The organism is Paenibacillus aquistagni (genome assembly GCF_900177815.1).
GTDB classification, from domain to species: domain Bacteria; phylum Bacillota; class Bacilli; order Paenibacillales; family Paenibacillaceae; genus Paenibacillus_B; species Paenibacillus_B aquistagni.
On record NZ_FXAZ01000001.1, the window covers coordinates 717,845 to 740,557 of the forward strand.

Here is a 22,713-nt window from a genome sequence, read left to right on the forward strand (position 1 = left end):
GTTCTGGAAATTAGAGTATAGTTAAGTTGTGGTTACCGTTGAATAGTAAGAACGGCTGTTCTGTGGTATAATGTCCGTTGGAGGTGACAACATTTGGCCCGAAGAAGGAAAAAGAAGCAGTCCTTTAGTAAAAGCTTGAAGTATGAGATGTATGGAATATTGCTGATTACAAGCGCTGTCATCGCTCTATCCGGCGGTGCCGCCTTCGGTCGCGCGTTGTCTAAGCTGTTTGGACTAATGCTCGGCAAATTCTACTTTGTTATTCCACTTCTCTTCATTTATATTGGCTTGGCCGTCATGATCAAGCGCTCTTGGCCAAAAGGCTGGAGCTCACGCAAATCAGGCCTAATGTGCATCGTCTTGTCATTAACCATGATGAGCACGCTGAATGCAGTAGAGCTTCGATTGCTTCCTGTGGCGGAGAATGTAAGCGCAGGCCAGATCTTCCACGCGATACATAATACACTGCAATCTGATTTGCTGCAGGCGAAAGAAACAGGCACTGCAAGCGATATGTGGAACAAAAATATTAGCGGAGGCTACATAGGAGCAGCGGCATATTGCTTGCTGTACGGCTTGTTTGGTGCCTTGGGAACCAAGCTGATGACAATTGTCTTGCTTATCATCGGTTTTATGCTTGCCGCTCAACTGTCATATGTGGAACTGGTCAGATTGATGCGCAAACAGCTTAACAAGCTGATCAAGGCGCTTAAAAAGAAACATAAGGCTAAATTGAATGAACGCAAGCTAGAACAGAAGCAGCAAGCCCAAAAAGCTCGTCCTGAAGTCGTTCCAGACTTCACCGAAGACGAAGAAGAGTACGGCACCGAGCGAAGAAAGGGTCAAACGCCTGTCTTCTTTCAGCTGTTTGGCTTCCGTCGACAGGTGGAGGATCCTTATGAAGATGAGGATGCGAGTGATGAGTGGAGAGAGCCAATGCCCAAATCTTCTAAGAAGAGAGCGGCTCGAGGCGTCGTTTTGGATCAAGAGCCATTTGTCCCTTCACATGATCAAGGACAACAAGAGATGGAACCCGTCGATCAGCAAGCTGAGCAAGCGGCAGAACCTTTGTTCCATGATTTTAATTATGAGAAGTCTTGGTCCGAATCTAGTCAAGAAGTAGCGGGTAACGATGATACCGAAGATGATTGGAATGAACCAATAGAGAAGATGGCTGCGCTTCCGCCTGTGGGGCTTGGCGATGCTGAGGCAGACGTGATGGATGAACCCGTCCATACGGAAGAGAATCATATGTCGGAGAATCAAGAGCAGTTAGAAGGCCAGCCAGTCCTTACACAAGCACCTCCGAAGCCAATTAAGCCATATAAGCTTCCTGGATTCCAACTGCTTTCTCGTCCTCAGGGCGGGGGCAAGGGTGGGGATCAAGCAGACTTTATGCAAATGGCAAGGAAGCTCGAAGCAACTTTGGAGAGTTTTGGTGTGCGCGCAAAGGTACTGCAGGTTGTTCGAGGGCCTGCTGTTACAAGATTTGAGATTCAGCCTGATATTGGAGTTAAGGTCAGCCGAATCGTCAATCTCTCCGATGATATCGCCCTTGCTCTGGCTGCCAAAGACATTCGAATGGAGGCGCCGATTCCAGGCAAGTCCGCGATTGGCATCGAGGTGCCGAACAATGAGGTATCTGTCGTCACGCTACGCGAAGTAATGGAGACGCCAACCTTCATGGATGCGCCTTCCAAGATGACGGTTGCACTCGGACGAGATATTTCAGGTACGCCGATCATTGGCAATCTTGCAAGAATGCCTCACCTGTTGGTTGCGGGAGCTACAGGTTCCGGTAAATCCGTCTGTATTAATGGGATTATCACAAGTATTCTATACAAGGCGAAGCCCGATGAAGTGAAATTTTTAATGGTTGACCCGAAGATGGTAGAGCTTAATATTTACAATGGCATTCCGCATTTGCTGGCACCCGTTGTAACAGATCCTAGACGCGCGTCTTTAGCTCTCAAGAAGATTGTTGTTGAGATGGAAAAGCGCTACGAGCTGTTCTCTAAGTCTGGCACACGCAACATCGAAGGCTATAATAAGCTTGTTGAAGACAATAAAGAGATGGTGCTTCCTTACATCGTTGTTATCGTTGATGAGCTGGCGGATCTGATGATGGTAGCCGCTCATGATGTGGAGGACGCGATCTGCCGCTTGGCACAAATGGCGCGTGCAGCGGGCATCCATCTTATCATTGCGACCCAGCGGCCATCGGTCGATGTCATTACAGGCGTCATTAAAGCCAACATCCCTTCACGAATCGCGTTTGGCGTCTCGTCTCAAGTCGATTCGAGAACGATTCTGGATATGGCGGGAGCTGAGAAGCTTCTAGGCAGAGGAGATATGCTCTATCTGCCGATGGGCTCCTCTAAGCCAGTGCGCGTTCAAGGCGCATTCTTGTCAGATCAGGAAGTCGAAGCGGTTGTCACCTATTGCCAAGAGCAAGAAAGTGCGCAATATAATGAAGACTTGGTCCCTGAGATTGATGAGAATGGCATGGATCAAGATGAGCCGATGGACGAGCTGTACGAACAAGCTGTTCAGATTGTGCTTGAAGGCCAGCAAGCCTCGGCTTCGCTTCTTCAGCGGAGACTGCGAGTAGGATACAACCGGGCAAGCCGCCTTATAGAATCGATGCAAACGCAAGGTATTGTAGGACCGCCGGATGGCAGCAGGCCGCGGGAAGTGTTGCTCACGCTTGAGCAGTACCAGCAGACGAAGATGTCTTCTTAACAGTATGCATAGAACGTTTCCTATTTTCTCATAATAAGTTTACTTTCCCTGTCAAATATACGAGAGAGAGGTAGACGTTAGGTTATGAGAAAACGGAAGCGGGTAATTTGGATTGCAGCATGTCTTGTAGCCATCCTGTTTGGAGCATACCAGCTTAAGTATATCCCTCAAGCGGTTGAGACGTTTGGCAATGTGAACTTGAAGGTGGGCTCCACAGGTCAAGATGTACGTGAACTCCAAGGACGGATGAAGTTTTTAGGCTTTTTCTATGGAGATATTGACGGTATATTTGGTTCAAAGACAAGCAATTCTTTAAAATGGTTTCAATCCGAGTTCGGGTTGAAAGTGGATGGAATCGCCGGTCCAAAAACCAAATTAAAGCTCTACAACGCAACAAAGAAATGGAAGCCAGGGGCTAATACTGGCTCTAGCTCAGGGACCGGCTCAGGTTCTAGCTCTGGAAGTTCAGGCTCTAATAATTCGAATGTTGGCAGCTCCAATAATAAGGGCTTCTCCGAAAATGACATCAAGCTGATGGCGAATGCGGTATACGGGGAATCCCGAGGAGAGCCTTATGAAGGACAGGTGGCTGTTGCTGCCGTCATTTTGAATCGTGTGAAGTCGCCTAGCTTCCCCAATACGGTGTCAGGCGTCATTTTCCAGCCTGGAGCATTCACTGCGGTCGCAGATGGCCAGATTTATTTGACGCCGAATGAAACGGCAAAGCGTGCCGTTCAGGATGCTATTAATGGCTGGGATCCTTCGGGAGGTTGTCTATACTACTTCAATCCGAAGACGGCTACATCAAAGTGGATCTGGTCGAGGCCTCAAGTCAAAACAATTGGCCAGCATATATTCTGTATGTAACACATAGTGAAGAAGCAAGGTGAACTTGCTTCTTCCTTTTGTATAACGGGCATTTATGGACGTACTGCAGCAAATTGTTCAATATATGTTCATAGATCCTTAAATACGATTTATTAATGAATGGTAAGGTGTATATAATTGGATAAGGAACCGTATTCATCGATGCGGGGAAAAGGAGAAATGGATCGTGACAAATCAACGAACAGCTTTTGAGCGTGGGGCGGTTAATGGAGTGCGTGTACATGTCATGCCGACAAAGCGCTTCAAAACTTTTGCAATCGCCGTGTACATTGGCATTCCATTGAAGGAAGAGACAGTTACTCCTGTCGCTCTGACCCCATTTGTCCTTCGAAGAGGAACGACAGCTCTCCCAGAGACGATTCAATTTCGCGAGCGCCTTGACGAATTGTATGGAGCTGGCTTTGGCTTTGACGTGTATAAGCGTGGGGATTACCAAATCATTCAGTTCCGAATGGATATCATTAATGATGCATTTGTTCACACTAGCGAATCCTTGCTTAAGAGAGGCTTTCAGTTTTTAGGCGATGTGATCACGTCACCTGTGCTTGAGGATGGCGTGTTCCGCAATAAGTATGTTCAAGAAGAGAAAGAAACCGTTCGCAAGCGTCTTGAGGCAATCGTCAATGATAAGATCCGATATGCCCAAGAGCGCTGCGTAGAGGAAATGTGCAAAGACGAACCTTATCGCCTTCATCCGCTGGGAGACAGAGCCCAGTTGGCCGATATCAATTCGACATCACTGTATTCGCAATATCAATCCTGGCTTGAGCAGGCTTGTATGGATGTATATGTGATTGGAGATACCTCCTTGGAGGAGATTGAGTCGTGCATTACTTCTTCCTTCCAAGTGAAGCGCTCAGAGGAGAAAAATTACTCGCAAACAACAATTAATGTTCGCTCAGGGGAGCCGAATAAGGTTGTAGACCGTTTGGAAGTTACACAAGGCAAGCTGAATATGGGACTGCGTACAACGATTGCTTATCAAGATAACGAGTATCCTGCTGCTTTGCTTTATAACGGAGTGCTGGGTGGATATCCACATTCCAAACTGTTTATCAATGTACGCGAGAAGAACAGTCTCGCTTATTACGCATCATCGCGTTATGACGGACATAAGGGAATTATGACGATTCAATCAGGTGTGGAATTTGACCTTATGGAGAAGGCAACGTCAATCATCAAGGAGCAGCTTGAGTCGATGGAGCAGGGTCAGATTGAGACATTGGAACTTGCCCAGACAAAAGCGATGATCTCAAATCATCTTCGCGAGATTGATGATTCCGCATTTGAAATGATCGGCTTTGACTTCAACCGTGTCTTATCGGGACGCGAGCGAACAACATCTCAATTAATCGATGAGATAGCTGCGATTCAAGTGAAAGATATTCAAGCGGCTGCTGGAACTTTCCGATTAGATACCATCTATGAGCTGCGTAATCGGGAGGAGGCGTAACAACCATGGAAAAACGAGTATTCGATCATGTGCAGGAGACGGTTTATTTTGAAAAGATGGATAATGGCCTAGAAGTTTATGTGCTTCCTAAGCAGGGATTTAATAAGACCTATGCCACTTTTTCGACCAAATACGGTTCCGTGGACAATCACTTTCAGGTCGTGGGTGAAGAGGCTGTGACGGTACCGGATGGTATCGCTCACTTTTTAGAGCACAAGATGTTCGAGGAGCCAGAAGGCGATATCTTTGCGAAGTTTTCGGAAAAAGGAGCTTCTGCAAATGCCTTTACGAGCTTTGATCGCACGGTATATCTGTTTTCCGCAACGGATCAAATCGAAGACAGCTTGACAACCCTTATCAATTTTGTACAGAACCCCTACTTTACTGACGAGAATGTGGAGAAGGAAAAGGGGATTATTGCGCAGGAAATCAATATGTACCGTGACAATGCGGATTGGCGAGTTTACTTTGGATTGATTGAGGCGATGTATCAAGCGTATCCGATCTATATCGATATTGCGGGAACCGTGGAGTCCATTCAAACGATTACGAAGGAAACCTTGTACACCTGTTACCATACTTTTTATCATCCATCCAATATGATCTTGTTTGTCGTAGGCGGCGTTGATCCTGAGCGCATCATGTCACTCGTTAGGGATAATCAAGGAAATAAAGAGTATAAGCCGCAAGGAGAGATTCAGCGAATCTTTGATGAAGAGCCCGATACGGTGAGAAAGGAAAAACTTGTGACGAAGCTTCCAGTGTCGCAATCCAAGTGCTTGTTTGGCTGCAAGGAGTCAAAGCCTGGCATTACCGGCAAAGACCTGCTGCGCTATGAGCTCTCTACGCGGATTATGATGGATCTAATGCTTGGAAGCAGTTCTCCGCTGTCTCAGCGCCTGTATGAGTCAGGGCTTACTTCGGATAATATTGGGCATGAATTCAATTGCGATCCGAATTATGCCTTCTCCATCATTGGAGGAGAGACGAAAGATCCAGATGAACTGGTCCGTCAGGTGCAAGAGGCAATTGAGCAGAAGAAGCAGGAAGGCTTCAGCGACAAAGCATTCAATCGCATTCGCAATAAGCGAATCGGATCTTATCTTCGGATGCTGAATTCACCTGAATCGATAGCCAATGAATTTACCAAATACAAGTTCCGTGAGACCGATTTGTTTGATATACTGTCAGTGTACGAATCTTTGACTGTGGATGAGATTAATGAACGACTCCGCAATCATTTTCAGTGGGATCGGTTAGCTGTATCGATTGTCGAACAGCCATCTTCATAAACAACGGACTTCAACAAGAGAGGCGTACCTTCGGCGAAGGTGCGCCTTTTGCTTCGTGTAAGCAGGACATGCTAACTGCAGATTTGATCCAAACAAAACAGGGCTTAGCATTTTTCAAGGTATGATTACAATCCATCATTAGGGAGAGAGTAGCATATGAAGCCAATTGGGGAGACAACGGTATTAATAACAGGAGCGAGCAGGGGGATTGGAGCGGCAATCGCAGCCCGCTTCGCGAGAGAAGGATACCGCATTGTTATTCATTACGCGAAGTCGCATGAACAAGCGAACGAAGTGGCAAGAAGATGCATGAGCTACGGCAGTGAAGTGATGACCATCAGTGCGGATCTAAGATCAACTGAGCAGTTGCAGCGAATGAAGGAGAAGCTTGAAGCTGAAGGCTTTGCGCCAGACATTCTAGTCAATAATGCAGGTACAGCTTATTATGGCTTATTTACAGATGTCACTGAAGCAGATTGGGATGAATGCTTGGCCATTAACTTAAAGGGAGCATTCCTGTGCTCGCAGTTGTTTGCGCCTTATATGATTAGACAGCGTTACGGACGCATCATCAATATTTCGTCGGTGTGGGGAATCTCAGGCGCCTCGTGCGAGGTGATGTATTCTGCTGCCAAGGGAGGCGTTAATGCTTTTACCAAGGCACTGGCGAAGGAACTCGCGCCATCTGGCATCACCGTCAATGCGGTTGCCCCAGGTGCTGTGGATACGGACATGATTGAGCATCTGGATACAGAGGAGCGGCATGCACTGCAAGAAGAAATTCCATTGGGACGATTAGGTACCCCAGAAGAGGTAGCTTCATTGGTTTATTATTTGGCACTTCCTGAATCAGGCTATGTCACGGGCCAGGTGATTAGTCCCAATGGAGGCTGGCAGGCGTAAGCTTACAGTTGAAGCTGCCTTAAGCGAATGAATAAAGCCTCTTCTGCATGTGCATATTACAACTGTACTTTTGAATATGACTTGCTGATAGGAGGCGTACCTATGACATCTGTGCTCAAAAATTTTGATTCGTGGAAAAAGTTTCTTGGGGATCGCGTAAAGAATGCGAAAACGATGGGAATGACCGAAGACACCATCAACAACCTTGCGTACGAAATCGGTTCTTTCTTGGATGACAAGGTGGATCCACAGAATCCGCAGGAACGCGCAATCAAGGAACTTTGGGACGTAGGCAATGAAGAGGAAAGAAAGACCATTGCAAGCTTGATGGTTCGTTTGGCCGAGAAAAATAGTCAATAACCCTGATTTTGGCGAAAAATACGGTAACTGCCGGATTTTTCGCTTCTTTTACAATTCAGACATGAATACATGCTCACTATCTGTTATAATAATGATCGTTAGTCAATTTCGATCTAAATGTGCGGAACATTGTCGTTTGAGCGGTGGAATTTACCCTCCATGTATTGTAGAATGATAACGAATAAGTCTGATTGGGAGAAGTGTCATGGAATATAAACAATGGTACATGGAATATAAGATCCATAAGAATCGACCTGGCTTGCTTGGTGACATTGCGTCGCTTCTCGGGATGCTTGAGGTCAATATCTTAACGATCAATGGTGTCGAAGGCAAGACAAGAGGGATGCTTCTTCAGACAAATGATGATGAGAAGATTGAAATGATGGGCAGAATGCTGAGAAAAGTCGACAATATTACGGTAACGGCGCTGCGCCAGCCCAAATTAGTCGATATTTTAGCGGTTCGTCATGGACGATACATAGAAAGGGATTCGGATGATCGCAAGACCTTTCGCTTCACAAGAGATGAATTAGGCCTGCTTGTCGATTTTCTTGGCGAAGTGTTCAAGCGAGAGGGACATCAAGTGATCGGCTTAAGAGGCATGCCTCGCGTAGGCAAGACAGAATCCATCATAGCAGGCAGTGTCTGTGCAATGAAGAGATGGACTTTTGTGTCATCAACGCTTCTTCGTCAGACGGTACGCAGTCAGATGTCTGAGGAAGAGATGAACGTGAACAACATCTTTATTATCGATGGCATTGTCTCAACGATTCGGTCGAATGAGAAGCACGAGACGCTCTTGACAGAGATAATGAACATGCCATCTACCAAAGTGATTGAGCACCCGGATATCTTTGTGCAGGAAACGGGCTATGATTATGATTTCTTCGATTATATTATTGAGCTGCGCAACACACCGGAAGAAGAAATTACCTACGAAACATTTACCATTAACTATAATGATTTGTAAGAATTAATGGTATGGTGTTCATAGGTTCAAGTAGCATATATACCCCATATTTCAGACAGGAGGTGAAAAAGTGTCAGAACTAGGTCAAATACTTAAGAAAGCACGTTTAGAGCGTGGTTTGACACTTGACGATGTTCAAGAAGCAACCAAGATTCGCAAGCGTTATTTGGAAGCAATCGAAGAGGGCGATTACAAGGTTCTTCCTGGTACCTTTTATGTGCGAGCGTTTGTCAAAACATATGCGGAGCATGTAGGATTGAACCCTGATGAACTCTCTCCTTATTATACGGAGGAATTACAGGTATCTGAGCCTGATACTACGATTGAACCGATGATTAGAAAGAAGCGGTCTGTACAGCATACGGATCGGTTTGGAAAATGGGCGACAACGATTCTTATGTGGTCCTTTTTCATTCTAATTATCGTTATTATATATCTCGTGATCGTGAGCCAATCTGGCAAGGATGGCGATGATAAAAAGACAACCGATAATGCAGGAATAACAGATTCCGTTGTAGAGCCTGGTCCTAATACCGGAGATAATGGTTCGAATGGAACAGGCAGCGAATCGGAGGAAGAACAGAAGCAAGAGCCTGAAGCTAATCAGGAGCCAATCGTGCTTCAAGTGTCCGAAGATCGTGTCGTCGTCTCCTCGCCTGACAATCAGCCGCTGCCATTTGAGGTGAAGCTTGTTGATGGAAGTTACTTGTCGCTTACATCTGGCAATGAGAAGTTGGTTTCCGGTTCCTTGGATAAAGGGCAAGATCAGTCCTTTACGATCTCGGAAGCAGGAATCAAAGCGCTATTCGGAAATGCAGAGCGTTGTGAGGTTACGGTTGCTGGAACGAAGATCGAGCTTGGCAAAGGCTTCAACAAGCGCATCAATTTCGAGTGGATGACTTATGACGAGGCGAAAGCGCTGAAGGATAACCAGCAGCCTACGGGAGACCAAACAAGCGGTACAGCAACGGATGTGGAATAGCGATGCCGTTCGTATTTAGTGAGCCTGCTTAACCGTGTACCCTCCTGAATAAACTTAACTTGGTCGGACAAGATAAGAGTGCAGCGATTCATACTCTCATCGAAAGGCGGCGTGTTACCATGGCAACAAGTTGGGTTGTTACAGGTCTGGGTATCATTGTGAGTTTGTTGGGCTACTACCTAACGCCTAATGCATGGGGGTTCGGCATTCTAGGATTTGGTCTTGCACATATCGTGCTTGGGATTCTGGATATGTTCCGTACACCTGTTCGCAGTCGTTATTAAGAGAGTGTTTTTAACCATTCGCAGTACAACGCAGGCATTCTTCTACAATGAGGAATGCCTGTGCTATTATACATAATAAGGATTATGTTTATTAGGGATTTTGAAGGAGGTCATAATGGATGGCAGAGAATTCTTTTGATATCGTTTCGAAGACGGATCTTCAAGAAGTAAGCAATGCGGTTACACAAGCACTGCGTGAAATTGAAGGCAGATTTGACTTTAAGGGCAGCAAGAGCGATATTGAATTGGATAAAGGGGCAGGGGAGCTCGTTATTACCTCTGATGATGAGTACAAATTAAAAAGCGTCATTGACATCTTGGAATCGAAGCTGATTAAGCGTGGTGTCAGTGCAAAAAATATGGATTACGGCAAGTTAGAGCCGGCTTCGGGCGGGGCTGTGCGTCAGAGAACCAAGCTTAAGCAAGGGATAGAACAGGATATTTCCAAAAAGATCAACACGCTCATTCGCGATTCGAAGCTGAAGGTCAAAAGTCAGATTCAAGGCGATCAGATTCGTGTCACGGGTAAGAACAAGGATGATCTTCAAGCGGTCATGAAGCTGCTTCAAGAAGCGAATTTGCCGCTCGACCTTCAATTTACCAATTATCGCTAAGCGTGCCAAAGCCCGTCTTTGACTCTCGATTCTCTTGGAAGCGAGATAATCAATAGTCGGGCTATTTTGACTATCCGCTTTCTTGTGTATTATACTTGTGTAATGAGAGAGGCCACTAGAGTAGAGATGTGCGCCTCATTTTTTGCGAACATGTTCGTAACATCATCAATGGGGGATGTATGAATGACAGAGAAAATTAAAATCGTTACTTTAGGGTGCGATAAGAACTTGGTTGATTCAGAGATTATGTCTGGATTGATTCATGGTCGTGGATATGAGCTGGTGGAGCAAAATGAAGAAGCTACTGTTATTATTGTGAACACATGCGGCTTTATTGATGCGGCGAAGGAAGAATCGGTAAATACGATATTGGATCTGGCTGATCTGAAGGAAACCGCTAATTTGAAAGCCCTGATTGTATCCGGATGTCTAACGCAGCGCTATAAGGAACAGCTCTTGGAAGAGATGCCGGAGATTGATGGAATCGTAGGCACGGGCGATTTTGACAAAATTAATGACATCATTGATGAAGCGCTTGCCGGAAGCAGACCTATTCTTGTGGGCAACCCGATTTTCAACTATGATCAGGCGCTGCCACGAAAAGTCAGCGGAGATCGTTACACCGCATATGTCAAGATTGCAGAGGGCTGTGACAATAACTGTACGTTCTGCAGCATCCCGATTATGCGCGGCAAATTCCGCAGCCGCACGATGGAGTCGATTCTAGGAGAGGCAGCACAGCTTGCTTCGCAAGGAATCAAGGAGATCAGCTTGATTGCGCAGGATTCAACCAATTATGGAACCGACCTGTATGATGGGTTTAAGCTTCCTGAATTGATGAATCGCGTAACGGAAGTGCCCGGCATAGAGTGGGTTCGCCTGCATTATGCATACCCTGGATTCTTTACCGACGAGTTAATCGAAGCCATTGCAACGAATCCAAAGATATGCAAATATATCGACATGCCGCTGCAGCACAGCGAGGATTCCGTGCTGAAGCGTATGCGCAGACCAGGCCGTCAGCGTGACACAAGAGAGCTCGTACGCAAGATTCGTGCCCGCATTCCTGATGTAGCGATGCGTACTTCTATTATTGTAGGTTTCCCAGGGGAAACTGAAGATGAGTTCAATCGCTTGTGCGACTTTGTCCGTGAGATGAAGTTTGACAAGCTTGGGGTATTTACGTATTCTCGAGAGGAGGATACTCCAGCTACCCGCCTGCCTGATCATGTCGATGAGGAAGTGAAGGAATGGCGGGCAAACACGTTGATGGAGATTCAGCGTGAAGTATCGAAGGAAGTTAGTGAGAAGCGTGTTGGCCAAGTCATCGATGTGCTCTTGGAGCGCTACGACGGACGCAATGATGTATACATCGGCCGTTCTCATTTTGATGCACCTGAGATTGACGGAGAAGTATTCGTTTCCAATGGAGACAGCTTCAACATTGGTGATATTGTTAAAGTTCGCGTGACACACGCGTTGGAATTTGATTTAGCTGGGGAGGGTCTTCAGTGAATCTGGCAAACAAGATAACATTGGCGCGCATCTTCTTAGTTCCGATCATGATGTTTTTCCTGCTGGTGAACTTTGATTCTTATAAGCCGATTCAGTTTCAAGATTTCTCAATTACGTATACACAGATCATCGCTGCTTTGATCTTCATTATCGCAGCAAGCACAGATGGCCTTGATGGTTATATTGCGCGCAGCCGCAAGATGGTGACGAGTCTTGGGAAGCTCCTTGATCCGCTTGCTGACAAGCTGCTTGTGGCAGCTGTGTTGATTTCATTAGTAGAAATGGGGAAATGTGACGCTTGGATTGCCATTGTTATTATCAGCCGTGAATTCGCCGTGACCGGTCTTAGACAGGTTGCGCTGCTGGAAGGTCAGGTTGTGGCTGCAAGCAAGTGGGGCAAGTGGAAAACGGCAGTTCAGATAACGGCTATTATCGCGATGCTTCTGAACAACTTCCCGTTTGCTCTGATTGGCGTTCGTTTCGATCTGATTGCGACATGGGCAGCAGCCTTGATTACGGTGTATTCCGGTATTGATTATTTTGTAAAAAACAAGAATGTGCTTCATTTGTCATGAATCAGCAAGGGGACAATAGGCGATTTCCGGTAGGGATGACCTATTGTCTTTTTGCTCTTTTTTATGATTTATTTACATAAAACAGGCAGCAGAATAAGCAAACATGATTCTGGTAAGGGGGCATTTTTATATGAAAGCAGAAATGATCGCAGTAGGCACAGAACTGCTTCTTGGACAGATAGTGAACACCAATGCACAATATCTGTCTCAGCAGCTCGCTATGCTGGGCATCGATGTGTATTATCAGACAGTTGTCGGCGACAATCCAGCAAGGCTCAAAGATGTTGTTGCCACGGCGATGGAGCGCGCAGATCTTGTGTTACTGACAGGCGGCCTTGGTCCTACTATGGATGATATTACGAAAGATGTTGTAGCTGAGCTGCTTGATCGCAGTATGGAAATGCACCTTCCTTCTTTGCAGAAGATGGAGGATATGTTCCGCGATCGCGGGGTAGCCATGGTGGAGAGCAATCGCCGGCAAGCTCATATGATTGAAGGATCGGATGCGCTTGACAACAGTGCAGGCCTTGCTGTAGGCAATGCGCTCATTCAAGACGGTACAGCCTTTATTCTTCTTCCAGGGCCGCCAAAAGAAATGAAGCCGATGTTTGAGGAACAGGTGATTCCTTGGCTGGAGAACAACTTGTTTGAGGAGCGGGTGACGCTCTATTCGCGAATGCTGAAGTTCGCAGGAATCGGAGAATCGAACCTTGAAGCATCGCTTATTGATTTGATCGAACTGCAGACCGATCCTACGATCGCACCATACGCGAAGGAAGGCGAAGTGTTAATTCGCCTTGCGACTAAATCATCGTCTTTGCAAGAAGCGGAGCAAAAACTAAATGACATGGAAGAGCAAATTCTAGTCCGGGTGGGGAAATACTTATTTGCAAGAGCTGACGTATCACTGGAGCAGGTGCTCGTGGAGCAGTTTACGAAACATCATCTGAGCTTGGCAGCCGCTGAAAGCTGCACGGGAGGATTATTTGGCGAGCTTATCACTTCGGTCGCAGGAAGCTCGCAGATGTTCACAGGCGGTGTAATCACCTATTCGAATCAAATGAAGCATGAACTGCTTAATGTTCCTATGGAACTGCTGGAAGGAGAACAAGCGCCTGGGGCAGTCAGCCATGAGACAGCACGCGCGATGGCAGACGGTTTGTTGAAGCTGATGAAGACCGATTATGCGGTCTCGATCACGGGAGTGGCGGGTCCAGGCCAATCCGAGCGCAAGCCGGCGGGACTTGTATATATCGGCATTGCCGCTAAGGGAGAAGAGACGGTTACGCATGAGCTTAGACTTAATGGGAATCGAGAAATGATTAGGCTGCGCGCAGTCAAAATTCTCATGCAGCGATTGTGGCAGCGGCTTCAGGACAAAGGGCTTATAACGATTTAGCGTCTGTGGTAGAAGTTAGGGGTTCAAGCAGCTGGTGCATGTGTTGCGTCCTTATTCATCGACATGATATACTAATCGTACTTGATATCGGAGCGGAAGAACCGCAATGAAGCTAATGCTTTGTTGCGGTTCTTTGTGTAGCGGGCATGCTGCTCGCAGTAGTGAGATCAAGTGGTGGTTCGAGTGAATCTGCATCAAATAAAATAAATGTAAATATATGGATTAAATTCCTTTAAAGAGGAGGGGTGGGAAGAAAAAAACGAATGTATGTTCGAAAAAATGCTTGGCAAGGAGTAAAAAAGAAGGTATGATAAAACTATCAACGTTAACGAAGGAAGTGAGTCTGTGTCAGATCGTCGTGCTGCATTAGAAATGGCATTGCGTCAAATAGAGAAGCAATTTGGTAAAGGTTCTATTATGAAGCTTGGAGAATCCACTAATGCTCAAGTTGAGATCGTCCCAAGCGGATCCATTGCGTTGGATATTGCCCTTGGTACGGGCGGGTTTCCGCGTGGACGTATTATTGAGGTGTACGGACCAGAATCCTCTGGTAAGACAACGGTATCCCTCCATGCGATAGCTGAAGTACAGAAGGCTGGCGGACAAGCTGCATTTATTGATGCAGAGCATGCGCTTGACCCTGTATATGCAGGTAAGCTAGGCGTGAACATTGACGAGCTTCTGTTGTCTCAGCCGGATACAGGGGAGCAGGCGCTAGAGATCGCCGAAGCCCTCGTTCGAAGCGGTGCCGTAGACATCATTGTTATTGACTCTGTTGCAGCACTCGTGCCGAAGGCAGAGATCGAAGGTGAGATGGGAGATTCCCACGTTGGTCTGCAGGCTCGCTTGATGTCACAGGCGCTTCGCAAGCTATCAGGAGCAATCAGCAAGTCGAAGACTATTGCGATCTTCATCAACCAGCTTCGCGAGAAGGTTGGTGTCATGTTCGGTAATCCGGAGACGACGCCTGGTGGACGTGCCTTGAAGTTCTACTCCAGCGTGCGATTAGATGTTCGTCGTGTTGAATCCATTAAGCAGGGCAATGATATTGTAGGTAACCGCACAAGAATCAAGGTCGTGAAGAATAAGGTTGCGCCTCCGTTCAAGCAAGCTGACGTCGATATTATGTATGGCGAAGGCATCTCGAAGGAAGGTAGTCTCGTCGATATTGGGACGGAACTGGATATCATTCAGAAGAGCGGTGCATGGTATTCCTACGAAGGTGAGCGTCTTGGCCAAGGTCGTGAGAATGCGAAGCAGTTCCTTAAGGAGCACACAGATATTTCCTTGACGGTAGAGAATAAGATTAGAGAGTCCAGCAATTTGTCAACCGTAATTGGCAATAATGTTTCTAAAGATGATGAGACGGAAGAAGACATTCTGTTTAATGCAGAGTCGGAATAATTGCTTTTGTTGGAGACAAGCATCTGAGAAGGTGCTTGTCTTGTTCGTATATGGGAATAATGATAGGGGGAGGCTCTTGTGGAAGAGAATAGGGATTCGACCGTTATTGTCCGAGTGGAGAAGGATGAACAGCAATCCAGACGATATCAGATATACTTTGAACACGCTGCTCCCCTTAATGTGCATGAAGATGTTATGGTCAAGTATCGATTGCTCAAAGGAGCGGAAGTGTCGCTTTCTTTTATGGAAGAGATTATTCGAGCAGATGAGAAGAACAAGGCTTATGTGCAATCACTCAAATATTTGCAGCGTAAGCCGAGGACAAGAGTAGAGCTCTTCCGTTACCTAAGCCAAAAAGGATATGAAGCAGAGATCATCGAGAACGTACTGGATCAGCTTGAACAAGAGTGGCTTGTAAACGATGCCTCCTACGCCGAAGCTTGGCTCTCGCAGAGGGTCTTCCGTCATCATAAGGGGCGCCGCTTGGTTCAGCAGGAGCTTAAGCAGAAGGGCGTGCACGCTGCGCACATTGTAAAGGCCCTAGAAGGACTTGGCGCCGAAGAGGAGCTGGAGAGCGCTATAGCTGCTGCGCGCAAAAAATGGCGTACGACAAGCGGTGAGCACTATCTTCGTAAGCAAAAGGTAGCTGCGTTTCTTGCACGTCGAGGATATCCGAACGGTATTGCTCGACAAGCAGCGCAACAAGCGGCTTCTGAGGAGCAGGACAATGAGCGGGAAGAGTAAGGAAGATGTCAGGTGATGGGAAGATTGCTTGACAATTTCTTTTCATAAATACTAAAATGAACATGTATCTTTATTTTCACGAGATTAATTTCTCTTCCAGAAATTGATTTCACCTGATTCATTTCGCCAATGAATTTTCTTCGTCGTCACGCAGAGTGACATCCTGGCATGTGTGGACATGCAACCATGTAGTGCGGTCGAGCCACTCGATCGTTAATCGTAAACAAAACTTGAACAAAAAACAAAAAGAACAATATTCTCTCTATTTATAGAGGGAACAACGGGAGGTGAGGCAGATGGATATTTGGCTCGGAATCGTTCTCGTTGTGATTGCATTGTTCTTGGGATTTGGAATCGGATACTTGATTCGCAAATCGCTGGCAGAAGCGAAAATAACGAGTGCTGAGCATGCTGCGGAGCAAATTGTGGAGAGCGCTCGTAAAGAAGCGGAGGCACTGAAGAAAGAAACAGTGCTGGAAGCAAAAGACGAAATCCATAAACTTCGTACAGACGCGGAGAAAGATGTCCGTGAACGCCGGAACGAGATTCAACGACTGGAGCGTCGCGTTCTACAGAAAGAAGAGTCGTTGGACAAGAAGTTAGATTCGCTTGAGCGTAAGGAAGAACAACTGTCGAACAAAGAGAAACGAATTGAAGAGACACAAGCTGAGATTGAACGCCTTCACCAACAGGAATTGTTGGAGCTTGAACGCATCTCAAACCTCACAATGGAGGATGCGCGTCAGATTATTTTGACGAATGTCGAGCAGGAAGTACGTCATGAAACAGCCCAATTGATTAAGGACATTGAGACCCAAGCACGTGAAGAAGCAGACAAGCGTTCGCGCAATATTATCTCTCTTGCTATTCAGCGCTGTGCAGCAGACCATGTCGCGGAGACAACCGTTTCCGTTGTTGCACTGCCTAATGAAGAGATGAAGGGTAGAATTATTGGACGCGAGGGCCGCAATATTCGCGCATTAGAGACATTAACAGGTATCGATCTCATCATTGACGATACACCGGAAGCTGTTATATTGTCAGGCTTTGATCCGATTCGACGCGAGATCGCTCGTACTTCCCTTGAGAAGCTGGTTGCGGATGGCCGCATTCATCCAGCTCGCATCGAGGAGATGGTCGAGAAGTCCCGTAAGGAAGTGGATGAACGCATTCGTGAATATGGTGAGCAGGCAACCTTCGAGGTTGGAGTTCACGGTCTGCATCCGGATCTGATTAAGATTCTTGGACGCCTGAAGTTCCGTACAAGCTACGGCCAGAATGTGTTGAAGCATTCTATGGAGGTTGCTTATTTGGCGGGATTGATGGCTGGAGAGCTTGGCGAAGATGTTACATTAGCCAAGCGTGCAGGATTGCTGCATGATATTGGTAAAGCATTGGATCACGAGGTGGAAGGTTCCCACGTTGAGATCGGTGTTGAATTGGCGAAAAAGTATAAAGAACATCCAGTTGTCATTAACAGTATTGCATCTCATCATGGTGATTGCGAAGCAACTTCAGTTATCGCGATGCTCGTTGGTGCCGCGGATGCCTTGTCAGCTGCTCGTCCAGGCGCAAGACGCGAGACACTTGAGACTTACATCAAGCGCCTTGAGAAGCTTGAAGATATCTCGGAGTCCTTCGAGGGTGTCGAGAAGTCATACGCCATTCAAGCAGGCCGCGAGGTACGCGTAATGGTACAGCCTGAGAAGATCGATGATAGTGAAGCTTATCGTTTGGCTCGCGAAATCTCGAAGAAGATTGAGAGCGAGCTTGATTATCCGGGACATATTAAAGTCACGGTGCTTCGTGAGACAAGAGCTGTTGAATACGCCAAATAATGGAATAGAACGACACGAGAAGTGGCCCTTACCGGCCACTTCTCCATTTTGTAAGGGGGCATTACGCGTTGAAGCTGCTATTTATTGGAGATATTGTCGGAAACACGGGGCGCAAGGCCGTGAAGAGGGTGCTTCCATTCTTAAAAGAGCGTCATCAACCGCATATCATTATCGCGAATGCAGAGAATGCAGCGGGAGGCAGAGGGGTAACTTCTGCGATCATCAAGGAATTCTTGGATCTAGGTGTCCATGGGTTTACAATGGGAAACCACACATGGGACAATAAAGATATCTTTGAATGGATTGATGATGAGAAACGAGTGGTTCGACCAGCAAATTTCCCTGAGGGGACGCCTGGACTTGGCTATACTACCATCAAGGCAAATGGGAAGGAACTTGTCATCATTAATGTGCAGGGGCGCACCTTCCTGCCTGCTATTGACTGTCCTTTCCGCAAGGTAGATGAGATTCTAGAGAAGGTCGGCAAGAAGCGCAAGCCCGTGCTTGTCGATTTTCATGCTGAAGCAACGTCCGAGAAAATTGCAATGGGCTGGCATTTGGACGGACGTGCGTCAGTCGTTGTAGGAACACATACGCATGTTCAAACCAATGATGATGTCATCTTGCCAGAAGGCACTGCTTATTTGACTGATTGCGGCATGGTCGGCTCCAAGGAAGGGGTTCTTGGCATGGAACGTGAAGCTGTGCTTCGCAAATTCAAGACACAGCTTCCTGTACGGTTTCAAGTCGATGAAGGCAATTGGCATTTCCATGCGATTGTCGTCGATATTGACGATGCGACAGGCAAGGCGAATCGAATTCAGAAGATTCGCTTAACCGAAGAAGATTTGCTCATGAGTTAAGTTGGACACGCATGAAGCATATGGTTTATATAAGCAGATGATCAGCAGGCGATGAAGCATTTCATCGCCTTTTTATCTTATTCGGGGAAATGCACATGCTTTTTGGATTGAAGGATATTCCAGCATGATTTATGATACAAGATACATATACATACAGGATGTGATGATAGGTATGAAGGTTCGATCGCTGCTGTCAGGCCATATTCGTTCACATTTGTCTTTTTATCTAATCGCTGTCTTTTTTATAGCATCAGCGAATGTGATTCATTCCTTTTACCCGAGTTTATTGGGCCAATTTACGGATGAGCTAGAGCAGCATGGTCTGACGAAAGAAGGTGTGATTCATTACAGCTCGTGGCTGATGGCGATTGGTGTTGGCTACGGGGTCTTGTTTGGTCTTGGGCAATACACGAATCATCGATTAGGACGCCGATTTGAGTTTAATACAAGACAGAAGCTGTTCAGCCAATTTACGAAGCTAAGTGAGCATTACTTTGCTAGGAACGGAACAGGGAAGATGCTGAGCACCTTCATGAATGATGTTACCTCTGTTCGCGAGACGATTGCTAATGGTGTGAATCAGATGACGAATGCTACCATTCTGCTTCTCTCTGTCATGGTGATGATGCTTAGCCATATCCCACTGCATCTTGTATGGGCATGCGCTCTCCCTCTGTTATCGATACCATTATTCGTGATTTACTTCGGCCCGCGCATCCGCTTGCGATCGCGCGCGGTTCAGGATTCGCTTGCTGCAATGACCGAGTCGGCAGAGGAGCAATTTGGCGGTATTAAGGTTACCAAGACATTTGCTGTCGAGGATGTTGTGGAAGCGCGCTTTGGACGCACCGTTGACCAGATTCGAGACAATCAGCTCAGGCTTGTACGGATGACATCGCTGTTTCAGGCATTGATTCCGTTCGCAGGGGCGCTTTCCCTTGTTATCGCGATCACGTATGGAGGGATGATGTCTATCCGAGGCGAGCTCTCTCTTGGGAATTTCGTTACGCTGACATTGTACTTGAGAATGCTTATGACGCCGCTGCAGCAGATTGGCAATGTCATTAATACGCTGCTTCGTTCAAGAGCATCGCTTGATCGCCTCCATAGAGTATTATCGGAGGAACCAGATATTCAGGAGCTGGAGGGCGCAATAGAGCTTAACAAGCATGAGGGATCCATCGAGATTCGCAATTTGACCTATTCTTATCCGAATGCAGCTCGTCCTGCGCTGTCACAAATCAATATTACTGTAGAAGAGGGCACAACGCTGGGGATTGTTGGGAAGACCGGAAGCGGAAAGACGACGCTAATGAAGCTCCTGCTCAGGGTGTACGATCCTCCAGAGCATGCAATCTATATAGGTGGAGTTGATATTCGAGCACTGACTTTGGATAGTCTTCGCAGCCAGATAGCCTATGTGCCGCAGGATGGGTTCTTATTCAGTACGACGATAAGAGACAATATCGCGTTCTCCAATCGAGCTGTTGGGGATGATCGGGTAGAGGATGCTGCGAAGCTTGCAGAGCTCTATGATCATGTGGCGGGTTTCTCCCACGGGTTCCAGACGAAGCTTGGTGAACGCGGGTTGACATTGTCTGGCGGGCAGCGTCAGCGTACAAGTCTTGCAAGGGGCTTGATTAAGGATGCGCCGATTATGGTGATGGATGACAGCGTGAGTGCTGTCGATGTCGTGACAGAGACGAATATTCTGCGCAATGTCAGGGAAGTGCGGCAGGGCAAGACCACGATCTGCATTGCGCACCGGATTAGCGCGGTACGACATGCTGATGAGATTGTAGTGCTGGATGAAGGCCAGATCATCGAACGGGGGACCCATGATGAGCTGCTCAGGAAAAAGGGCTATTATGCGTCGCTCTATGCGATCCAAGAGGAGGGGATTTTCGAATGAGCAGTTCCAATTTGCAAAGTGCTTATGATGTATCTCCTAAGGACCGCAAGCTTGCTTTCAAATCCATGCTTAGTTATGCCAAGCCGCATCGGCGCACATTCATGCTCGTGTTTTTCTGTACTTTCTTCGCGATTGCTGCCGATCTGCTTCAGCCTTATCTCGTTAAGATCGCCATTGACGACAAGATGCTGACTGGAGCACATGGAATTGAGAATGTAATCAAAATTGGATTATGTTACCTGCTGCTTGCTGCATTAAGCTTTGTGTTTTCTTATATTCAGGCAAATTTACTGCAAAAGGTTGGCCAGAGCATCGTGGGCCAGCTTCGCAAAGATTTGTTCAAGCATATTGCCAGGCAATCGATGTCCTTCTTTGATCGCAATTCCATTGGCAGTCTCGTAACGAATGAGTCAAGCGATACAGAAACGATCAATCAATTTTTTACACAGGTGCTGCTAAGCCTTGTGCGAGACGGGTTGTCCATTATATTGGTTGTCTGCTTTATGTTCTCTTTGGATGCCAAGCTGGCGATGTACTGCTTGCTTCTCTTCCCGGTTATTTTCCTGATCGCCATTGCCTTTCGAAAGCTGCTAAGATCAGCTTATCAGCGAGCAAGAGGTGAACTGTCGAAGCTAATCGGATTCTTGGCAGAGAACTTGGCTGGCATGAGCCTTATTCAATCCTTCCATCAAGAGGAGGAGCAGACGAAGCGGTTCACCGATCAGAATAAGCGATTCCTGAAAGAAAATCTGCGAGAGGTTCGAACGAGTATTTTATTCAACCGCTCCTTTGACATATTAGGCAACTTATCCGTTGCTTTTGTCGTATGGATTGGCGGCATGGCAGTGTTGGATAAGGCACTGGAATTCGGCGTGTTATATGCATTTATTAATTACATTCGTCAATTTTTTCAGCCAATCAACCAGATTACGCAGCAATGGAATACGCTGCAGTCTACGCTTGTATCCATGGACCGCTTGTGGAGAATCTTCCGATCTGAACCAGATGTGCAAGATCCCGAGCCAGAGGAAGCGGTGCATAAGTCAATAGACGAAATTAAAGGGAAAGTAGACTTTAACCGAATTCGTTTTGCTTATCTCGATAATGAGGATGTGCTGCATGATCTGGATCTCCATATTCGTCCGGGCGAATTTATTGGCATCGTAGGAACGACTGGAGCCGGCAAGAGCTCGCTAGTCAATCTCCTAGCAAGATTCTATGATGTGAAGCGAGGAAGCGTCACGATTGACGGTGTGGATATCCGAGAGATGCCGCAAGAAACACTTCATCGCATCGTAGGGCTTGTTCAGCAGGAGCCGTTCTTGTATTCAGGGACGATTATGGATAATGTGCGGCTGTTTCAAGAGCATATTTCAGCTGAGCAGGTAATCTGGGCATGCAAGTCAGTTGGTGCTCATCACATGATCAAGCGTCTCAAGCATGACTATGATACGCGCTTATCCGAGCGGGGAAGCGGGCTGTCTGCCGGGGAGCGGCAATTGATATCTTTTGCACGCATTCTCGTCTTTGAGCCCAAGATCTTGATCCTGGATGAAGCGACAGCTCATCTTGATTCTCATACGGAGCGATTGATCCAACGGGCTCTGCAGGTTGTAGCAGAAGGACGTACGACGCTGGTTATCGCCCATCGTCTCTCCACGATCCAAGAAGCGGACCGCATTATCGTCATGCAGGCAGGCAAAGTGGCGGAGCAGGGCAACCATGGAGAACTGCTGGAACAGGGAGGCATCTATGCGGATCTTATTCAACATTCCAGACAAGTAAGCGTCTAAGGCTAAAAAAAGGTGTTCGCGGATTCTCCTATATTGAACATTGCCTGCATAGGATAGACAGGGGCGATAGAACCGAGTCTAAGAAGAGGTTGTTTCCCTCGCATTCAAATGAATAGTGGACTGGAATGTTTGAGAGCTTCATGAATATGTTGTAATAATGGGGTCTCACCATCATTCCCGAG

At 46.8% G+C, this 22,713-nt stretch carries 19 protein-coding genes; all 19 read left to right on the forward strand.

The window, feature by feature from the left end; translation table 11 throughout:
• The first annotated feature begins 147 nt into the window (after window positions 1-147).
• The 19 genes from B9Y93_RS03340 to B9Y93_RS03425 all read left to right on the forward strand — a co-directional run bounded on the left by B9Y93_RS03340 (window position 148) and on the right by B9Y93_RS03425 (window position 22,531).
• The gene (locus B9Y93_RS03340) at window positions 148-2,742 is read left to right on the forward strand and encodes an FtsK/SpoIIIE family DNA translocase (protein WP_085493938.1); all 2,595 of its coding nucleotides are present in this window, start codon (window positions 148-150) and stop codon (window positions 2,740-2,742) included.
• Between the two features lie 84 nt (window positions 2,743-2,826).
• Window positions 2,827-3,609: a spore cortex-lytic enzyme gene (gene sleB / locus B9Y93_RS03345; protein WP_085492927.1), complete on the forward strand. Its 783-nt coding sequence runs from the start codon at window positions 2,827-2,829 to the stop codon at window positions 3,607-3,609.
• Window positions 3,610-3,856: 247 nt separating this feature from the next.
• Window positions 3,857-5,083: an EF-P 5-aminopentanol modification-associated protein YfmF gene (gene yfmF / locus B9Y93_RS03350; RefSeq protein ID WP_085493939.1), complete on the forward strand. Its 1,227-nt coding sequence runs from the start codon at window positions 3,857-3,859 to the stop codon at window positions 5,081-5,083.
• Between the two features lie 5 nt (window positions 5,084-5,088).
• The gene (gene yfmH, locus B9Y93_RS03355) at window positions 5,089-6,375 is read left to right on the forward strand and encodes an EF-P 5-aminopentanol modification-associated protein YfmH (RefSeq protein WP_085492928.1); all 1,287 of its coding nucleotides are present in this window, start codon (window positions 5,089-5,091) and stop codon (window positions 6,373-6,375) included.
• 156 nt (window positions 6,376-6,531) lie between these two features.
• Window positions 6,532-7,278: an elongation factor P 5-aminopentanone reductase gene (gene ymfI, locus B9Y93_RS03360; protein ID WP_085492929.1), complete on the forward strand. Its 747-nt coding sequence runs from the start codon at window positions 6,532-6,534 to the stop codon at window positions 7,276-7,278.
• Window positions 7,279-7,380: 102 nt separating this feature from the next.
• On the forward strand, window positions 7,381-7,638 hold the full coding sequence (locus B9Y93_RS03365) for a DUF3243 domain-containing protein (RefSeq protein ID WP_085492930.1): 258 nt from the start codon (window positions 7,381-7,383) through the stop codon (window positions 7,636-7,638).
• 205 nt (window positions 7,639-7,843) lie between these two features.
• Window positions 7,844-8,608, forward strand: a complete 765-nt coding sequence (locus B9Y93_RS03370; RefSeq protein WP_085492931.1) for a DUF3388 domain-containing protein — start codon at window positions 7,844-7,846, stop codon at window positions 8,606-8,608.
• Between the two features lie 70 nt (window positions 8,609-8,678).
• Window positions 8,679-9,590: a helix-turn-helix domain-containing protein gene (locus B9Y93_RS03375; RefSeq protein WP_085492932.1), complete on the forward strand. Its 912-nt coding sequence runs from the start codon at window positions 8,679-8,681 to the stop codon at window positions 9,588-9,590.
• Window positions 9,591-9,709: 119 nt separating this feature from the next.
• The gene (locus tag B9Y93_RS24470; protein WP_169025798.1) at window positions 9,710-9,874 is read left to right on the forward strand and encodes a hypothetical protein; all 165 of its coding nucleotides are present in this window, start codon (window positions 9,710-9,712) and stop codon (window positions 9,872-9,874) included.
• 119 nt (window positions 9,875-9,993) lie between these two features.
• Window positions 9,994-10,488, forward strand: coding sequence for a YajQ family cyclic di-GMP-binding protein (locus B9Y93_RS03380; RefSeq protein WP_085492933.1), 495 nt, complete (start codon window positions 9,994-9,996; stop codon window positions 10,486-10,488).
• A gap of 183 nt (window positions 10,489-10,671) precedes the next feature.
• On the forward strand, window positions 10,672-12,003 hold the full coding sequence (gene rimO, locus B9Y93_RS03385) for a 30S ribosomal protein S12 methylthiotransferase RimO (RefSeq protein WP_085492934.1): 1,332 nt from the start codon (window positions 10,672-10,674) through the stop codon (window positions 12,001-12,003).
• Window positions 12,000-12,578, forward strand: coding sequence for a CDP-diacylglycerol--glycerol-3-phosphate 3-phosphatidyltransferase (gene pgsA / locus B9Y93_RS03390; RefSeq protein ID WP_085492935.1), 579 nt, complete (start codon window positions 12,000-12,002; stop codon window positions 12,576-12,578). Before rimO ends, pgsA begins: the two co-directional genes overlap by 4 nt.
• Before the next feature lie 130 nt (window positions 12,579-12,708).
• Complete coding sequence (locus B9Y93_RS03395) at window positions 12,709-13,977, forward strand: competence/damage-inducible protein A (protein WP_085492936.1); 1,269 nt, start codon at window positions 12,709-12,711, stop codon at window positions 13,975-13,977.
• Window positions 13,978-14,322: 345 nt separating this feature from the next.
• Window positions 14,323-15,381: a recombinase RecA gene (gene recA / locus B9Y93_RS03400; protein ID WP_085492937.1), complete on the forward strand. Its 1,059-nt coding sequence runs from the start codon at window positions 14,323-14,325 to the stop codon at window positions 15,379-15,381.
• 78 nt (window positions 15,382-15,459) lie between these two features.
• A complete protein-coding gene (locus B9Y93_RS03405) occupies window positions 15,460-16,125 on the forward strand; it encodes a regulatory protein RecX (RefSeq protein ID WP_244903271.1) in 666 nt (221 codons plus the stop codon).
• A gap of 296 nt (window positions 16,126-16,421) precedes the next feature.
• On the forward strand, window positions 16,422-17,963 hold the full coding sequence (gene rny / locus B9Y93_RS03410) for a ribonuclease Y (RefSeq protein WP_085492938.1): 1,542 nt from the start codon (window positions 16,422-16,424) through the stop codon (window positions 17,961-17,963).
• A 68-nt stretch (window positions 17,964-18,031) separates the two neighbouring features.
• Entirely contained in the window at window positions 18,032-18,826 is a 795-nt protein-coding gene (locus tag B9Y93_RS03415) for a TIGR00282 family metallophosphoesterase (protein WP_085492939.1), read from the forward strand.
• 172 nt (window positions 18,827-18,998) lie between these two features.
• Window positions 18,999-20,738, forward strand: a complete 1,740-nt coding sequence (locus B9Y93_RS03420; protein ID WP_085493941.1) for an ABC transporter ATP-binding protein — start codon at window positions 18,999-19,001, stop codon at window positions 20,736-20,738.
• Entirely contained in the window at window positions 20,735-22,531 is a 1,797-nt protein-coding gene (locus tag B9Y93_RS03425; RefSeq protein ID WP_085492940.1) for an ABC transporter ATP-binding protein, read from the forward strand. The genes B9Y93_RS03420 and B9Y93_RS03425 overlap by 4 nt, the downstream gene beginning before the upstream one ends.
• Window positions 22,532-22,713: the final 182 nt, after the last annotated feature.